The sequence below is a fragment of the Neobacillus drentensis genome, assembly GCF_036966985.1.
Classification (GTDB): Bacteria; Bacillota; Bacilli; order Bacillales; family Cytobacillaceae; genus Neobacillus; species Neobacillus drentensis_E.
On record NZ_JBALSN010000117.1, the window covers coordinates 1 to 6795 of the forward strand.

The 6795-nt window shown below is 42.0% G+C and carries 3 protein-coding genes; all 3 read right to left on the reverse strand.

What is annotated here, in order from left to right:
* The coding region (nirB, locus tag V7659_RS08125) for a nitrite reductase large subunit NirB (RefSeq protein WP_335539298.1) at window positions 1-2001 on the reverse strand (2001 nt) is incomplete at its 3' end.
* Between the two features lie 93 nt (window positions 2002-2094).
* Window positions 2095-4242 (reverse strand): assimilatory nitrate reductase catalytic subunit NasC, encoded by a 2148-nt coding sequence (nasC, locus tag V7659_RS08130; protein WP_335539299.1) that lies wholly within the window; start codon window positions 4240-4242, stop codon window positions 2095-2097.
* A 30-nt stretch (window positions 4243-4272) separates the two neighbouring features.
* Window positions 4273-6657, reverse strand: a complete 2385-nt coding sequence (gene nirB / locus V7659_RS08135) for a nitrite reductase large subunit NirB (protein WP_335539301.1) — start codon at window positions 6655-6657, stop codon at window positions 4273-4275.
* Window positions 6658-6795 lie beyond the last annotated feature (138 nt).

The following is a 6795-nucleotide window of genomic DNA, read 5'->3' on the forward strand; positions in this document are numbered from 1 at the left end:
CTTATGTGGTGTTTGTAGTCCTTCAAATTTCTTTTCGAGGTCGATCCCGAGTCCCATGGAATCTTGGGTCCCAAAGCGGCAGAACTGTTCTCCAACACAGGTTTTCACCGTACGTAGCGATTTCCCATAGGCAGACCCTGACGGCATATCCAAATCGGTCCATACTTTAGGCAAATCTTCCTTTTTTACTCCAAGCAAGTCGATTCGTTGGCCGCCGGTTAGTTTTACTAGCGGGATATCGTATTTTTCTACCACGTCCGCAATTCGTCGTAAGTCTTGTGCGTTTGTGACACCGCCATACATTCGTGGTACAACCGAATAGGTGCCATCCTTTTGAATGTTCGCATGCATCCGCTCATTAACAAATCGGGATTCTTTTTCATCCTGATAATCAATTGGATGGACCATCCCCAAGTAGTAATTCAGAGCTGGGCGGCATTTTGAGCAGCCTTCCTCAGAACTCCAACCAAGTACATTCATTACTTCCTTGATATGGGGCAAACCTTTTATTTTAATTTCTTCCACAACTTCATCTCTAGATAAATCAGTACAGCTGCAAATCGCTTCTTTCTGGATAGAGCCGTCGAACTCCGAACCAAGTGTATGTTGTAATACTTCCGCGACAAGCGGTTTACATCCGCCGCAAGACCGTGAAGCACTTGTACAAGCTTTGATTTCATCAACGGATGAACAACCCTTGTTCTGGATTGCCTCGATAATCGCTCCTTTGGAAACACCATTACATCCACAAATGATTTCCTCGTTACTCATGGATTGAACTAAACTGCTGCCAAATTCCTCATTTAGAGGTTGCAATAGTGATACCTTCGTGGTGGAGGAAACATCCGCTTCCTTTTGAATCATCGAAAAGAGACGATTTCCATCACTGCTATCACCGAACAGCACGGCACCAACAATTTTATTGTCTTGGATCACAATCTTCTTATAAATCCTGTCATTTCCATCAAAAACCTTGATGGCTTCCTTCCCTTCACCTTCCATAAAGTCACCAGCAGAAAACACTTCTACCCCAGAAACCTTTAACTGTGTCGATAAAACAGACCCATGGTAACCTTTGGTCTCCAACCCGCAAATATGTTTTGCTAATACTCTTCCTTGTTCATATAAAGGGGCCACTAGACCGTATACCGAACCGTTGTGCTCGGCACACTCCCCAACTGAGTAAACATTAGGAATACTCGTTTGCAGATAGTCGTTGACGACAATTCCTCGATTGACAGCTAACCCGCTTATCTTGGCTAATTCTGTATTTGGCTTAATGCCAACAGCCATGACAACTAAGTCTGCATCTAGCAACGTTCCATCACTAAACCTTAGAGCTTCAACGCGATCGTCTCCAAAGATTTCTTGTGTTTGTTTCTCTAATAAAAATTTCATACCTTGTTTTTCTAGTTCGCTTTGCAGCAACTTCCCTGCCTGTGGGTCTAGTTGGCGCTCCATCAAATAGGGGGCGAGGTGAATGACCGAAACATCCATTCCTAGGTTTAAAAGACCTCTTGCTGCTTCGAGCCCAAGTAATCCGCCGCCAATCACTGCCGCCTTTTTATACTTTTTTGAAGTCTCAAGCATGATTTCTGTATCCTTTATATCCCGAAATGCTGTAACTCCTTTCTTTTCAGCACCTGGAATCGGAAGGATAAATGGAAGTGATCCTGACGCGATAATCAATTCATCATACGGTTCCATTCTCCCTAAGTCAGTGACAACGACTTTCCGTTTCGAATCGACTTTGATCACTGTTTCACTTGTAAATAATTGAATGTTGTTTTCTCTGTACCAATCCCAGTCATTAAGGGTAATGTCTTTTACATTTGTATCCCCTTGTAAAACTTTTGAAAGAAGGATTCTATTGTAATTCGGATGCGGTTCGCTTCCGAATATGGTAATCTCAAATGATTCACTTGATAACCTTAAAATCTCTTCAATTGTTTTCACTCCTGCCATGCCATTACCCACAAGAACTAACTTTTTCTTATCCATGTAAGCTTTCCTCCTGTTTGAAAGTTTCCTAAACTATATCACAGACTTTTTAAAAACTAACTCACTGTGTAAGGTCTTCTAACATAAAAGTTTTTAAGTAAGGAAATCAACAGCCGGGCTCACTTTAACAGCGCTGACTTTAAATCCAGGCATTTTGCATTCAGGGTCCAATTTTTTCGAAACGAGGAGATTAATATTTTGCGAGTCTGCCCAGTGAAAAGGAACAAATATGGTATCATGACGAATCGTTTCCGACCATTTACTTCTAACGACAACACTTCCTCTTCTCGATTCGATTTTCACTAAGGATTGATCTGGTATCTGAAATTTCGCTGCGGTTACCGGGTGAATTTCCATAAATGGTTCGATGTTTCTTGCCGCTAGTGCTGGACTTTTTCTTGTTTGCACCCCTGTTAAGTAATGTGACATGACTCTCCCTGTAGTTAAAAAGAGTGGAAACTCATCACATAGTTGTTCTTTTGGAATTTCAGGAATGTTTGGTACGACCACCATCGCCGCCTTTCCATTTGAATGAGCAAAGGATCTTTCAAACACTCTTGTCGTACCTGCATGGTCAGTGGATGGACAAGGCCATAATATGCCGCCTTCCTTTCGAAGACGCTCATAAGTGATTCCAAAATAATCAGCAGTCCCCCCACGGCTTGCCGTCCTTAGTTCAGTAAAAATTTCCTCAGCAGATGAAAAAGAAAAATACTCTTCTTTTCCAAGCACACGGGCAAGTTCGCAAATGATTTGCCAATCATGTTTCGCTTCCCCAGGACACGGGAAGCTTGCTTCCCGTAATGTTACCCGCCCCTCTAGATTCGTCATAGTTCCTTCATCTTCTAGATAGGAAGAGGCTGGGAGAATGACATCTGCTAATCTAGCAGTTTCTGAAACAAACAAATCAACTGCTACAAAGAAAGTTAATTTTTTTATGGCCTCCTTGACGAAGTGGGCATTCGGATGGGAGACAACGGGGTTGGAACACATGAGAAACAACCCTTCTATTTCCCCTTCATCGATTTTCTCCATCATTTCATAAGCCGAAACTCCTTTACGTGGTAAATCTTCCTCATTAATTCCCCAAACACTGGCCACATAGTTTCGATGTTGTTCATTCTCAATCGAACGATAGCCAGGAAGCTGGTCTGCTTTTTGGCCATGTTCTCTCGCCCCTTGTCCATTTCCCTGTCCCGTAATCGCACCATAACCACAATTCGGCCTGCCAATTTTTCCTGTTGAAACCAGAATATTTAGGAAATTACGGACAGTCATCGACCCATTCGTGTGTTGTTCTACCCCTCTCGCTGTAAAAATCATTCCGGTCTCTTCTTTGCCAAACCTAACTGCTGCCTTGCGAATAAGGGGGATTGGCACTCCGGTGATCTTTTCTATCTCTTCTATGCTGACGGATGTTACATACTCTTTTACATCTTCAAACCCGTTCACACGTTCTTGAATGAACTTTTCGTCCACATAATTTTCCTCAATAATCACTTTCAATAGCCCGTTTGCTAATACAGCATCTGTTCCTGGTTTTGGTTTTAAATGCAAGTCTGCTATTTTCGTTGTGGCTGTTTCACGCGGGTCGATTGCGATGAGATAAGCTCCATTTTCTTTTGCTCTTTCAAAATAGGGCATAATGGTTGGCTGACATTCAGCAATATTCGTTCCCGCCAAAATGATACAACGAGTGGATGGAATTTCTGCCAAGCTATTCGTGAAGCCTCTGTCCAACCCAAAGGTTTGGTTCGCAGCCGAAGCAGCCGCAGACATACAAAGACGGCCATTATAATCAATGTATTTAGTTTTTAACGCCACGCGGGCAAATTTCCCCAATAAATAGGCCTCTTCATTCGTGATTGACGCACTACCGTACACGGCTAGGGCATTTTGACCAGATTCAGCCTGAATCTTCATAAAGTTTTCTTTAATATGATTCAAAGCCTCCTCCCAAGACACACGTACAAATTCTCCATTGACTTTTACCAATGGATATTTTAATCGCTCTTTATGAAATGCATGTTGATGGGCGTTCATGCCCTTTACACATAAGCGCCCTTCTGAAGTTGGATTGTCTTTTCCGATGGTTATATATTTTTTTCTAGATACAACCGATTGTTCAACCAATTGCATTTTACATTGCATACTACAGTAAGGACATTGGGAGTCGTATCTTTTTTCAGATTTCACTTCTTGTTCCTTTGTACGAAAATACTTTAACAACGCTTCTGTCAAGTTGATCACCCTTTTCTATTTTTGGCTCTGTTACACTTGCTTGTTGATTTCCGCTCCAAGCACTTGCTTTCCGTTAAACTTTTTGCGGAGCAAACGATCATTCTCTAACCGCAGCAATAATTGATTGCGATGTTCTAGGTCAAACAGAATTTCACGCACATGCACTAGACCGACTCTTTCAATCCATTGCCCGGTGCGTTCGAGGAAATTGGCTGTTTCACGGTAATATTGAATAAAAGCACAAATTATTTCGATCACATCCTCATTCTCTGATTGAAGGCATAATAACTCACCTGCACGTACGTTTCGACCGCTGCTGCCACCGACGTAAATTTCCCAGCCAAGCCCCGTTCCAATCACACCGATATCTTTCGTCGTTGAACCTGCGCCGTTATGCATACAAGCAGATACGCCCATTTTTACACGATAGGGAGTTGTGAGAAATTCCAATCTTTTTTCAAGACTGATAGCCAGTTCAATCGATGAATGTTTGTCACAACGGCAAATATGTTCTCCGATACTCGTTTTTACATTTTGAACCATATTTCCATAAGTAGAACTTACTTCCATGTTTAAATCTGCCAACATCGCAGACAAATCTTTTTTCTTCACGCCCATCAAATGAATTCTTTGTTCACTAGTGACAGCCATATTTGTAATGCCGTACTTCTCAGCAACCTCGGCGATCGTCCTCAATTGTCCTGCTGTTGTTTTTCCTCCGTACATCTGAGGGATGATGGTGTACGTACCATCCTTCTGAACGATGGCAATCATTTGTTCGGATATAAATAGATTCTCTTGTTGGCTCTCATATTCTGGATAAATCATGCCTAAATAGTAGGCTAAGGCAGGTCGACAGACAGAACATCCTTCCTTATTGCCCCAATCAAGGACGTCCATCACTTCTTGTGCCGTAGTCAAGCCTTGCCATTGCATCTCATAAACTACTTCATCTTCCGTTAGTGGTGTACAGGCGCACATTGATTTTTGTCCCATGACCTCATCAAATTCATCACTTTGAATGTAGTGGAGTAAATCGGCTACTAATGGTTTACAGCCCCCGCAAGCCCCTGAAGCCTTGGTACATTTCTTCACCTGGTCGACAGTCGTTAATCCGTTTTTTTGAACCGCTTCGATAATTGCCCCTTTCGCTACTCCGTTACAATTGCAAATTATTTCATGGTGGGCCATGGAAGCGACCGAATTGCCATCCCCATTTAATTCTTGAAAAAGAGTAACTTTCTCCATGTCTGACACATCTTTCTTTTTCAAGATCATTTCTACTAATCTTGTACGATCGCTTGTGTCTCCAAATAATACGGCACCTACCAACTTAGAATCTTCAAAAACCAACTTCTTATAAACACCATCTAACTCATCGTAAATTTCAATCGACTTCAATCTTTCCTCACAGGTAAACTGTCCAACTGAAAACACATCCACTCCCGAAATTTTTAATTGAGTAGAAAGAACAGTTCCTTCGTACCCCTTTCCTTCATGGCTGCAAATCCGTTTTGCCAACACCTTCCCTTGGTCATAAAGCGGCTTAACCAACCCATAGACCGTCCCGCGGTGTTCCACGCATTCACCGACAGCAAAAATGTTGGAAATATTCGTTTCTAGATAATCATTGACGAGGATCCCCCGGTTTATCTCAATGCCACTATCCTTTGCTAATTGGATATTGGGTCTCACCCCAACCGCCATCACCACCAAATCAGCAGCTGTTTCGGTACCGTCCTTAAAGGTAACTCTTTCCACGCGCTTTCTTCCACAAATCTCCTTTGTATCTTTTTCAAAAAGAAAACGCAATCCTTGCTTTTCCAACTCTGTTTGCAATAGTTTAGCTGCCGTTTCATCCAGTTGTCTTTCCATTAAATTGCGGCCGTTATGAACCACTTTTACTTCCATACCTAGATTTAGCAGACCTTTGGCAGCCTCTAATCCTAAGACTCCGCCTCCAATAACGACGGCTTTTTTATAACTTTTGGCGGTATTGATCATTTTCTGGCAATCTTCAATGGTCCGAAACGTGATTACTCCATCTTTATCTGCACCCGGTACTGGGAGCATAAATGGCACGGACCCTGTTGCAATGATGAGTCGGTCATAGGGGAGCACTCGACTCTTATCCGTTAGTAAGACTTGATTTTTGGAATCAATTTTTATGACCGTTTCGCCTGTATACAGCTCAATGTTGTGTTCGTTATACCAATTCTGATCGTTGATTGTAATAGCATCAAACGTAGTACTACCCTGCAAAACAGCCGATAATTGAATTCGATTATAGTTAAGGTGCGGTTCAGATCCGAAAATAGTAATCTCGAAAAGTTCTGGCGCTTCTCGTAAAATTTCCTCTATACATCGGACACCCGCCATTCCATTCCCTATTAATACGAGTTTTTGCTTTTCCATTCTAAAAACCTCCGCTAGTTAAATATGTCGGTCACTGCAACCATAAATATCACCTATTATTCCATAAATCTTGTGAAAAGAAATTCATTGTGTAACATTTTCTAACACAGTAAGTTTTCGTGTTAGAATACCTTACAC

Excerpts from the sequence above, each read along its gene's own strand:
- nirB (WP_335539301.1), bottom strand. The coding sequence starts at position 6,657 with ATGGAAAAGCAAAAACTCGTATTAATAGGGAATGGAATGGCGGGTGTC.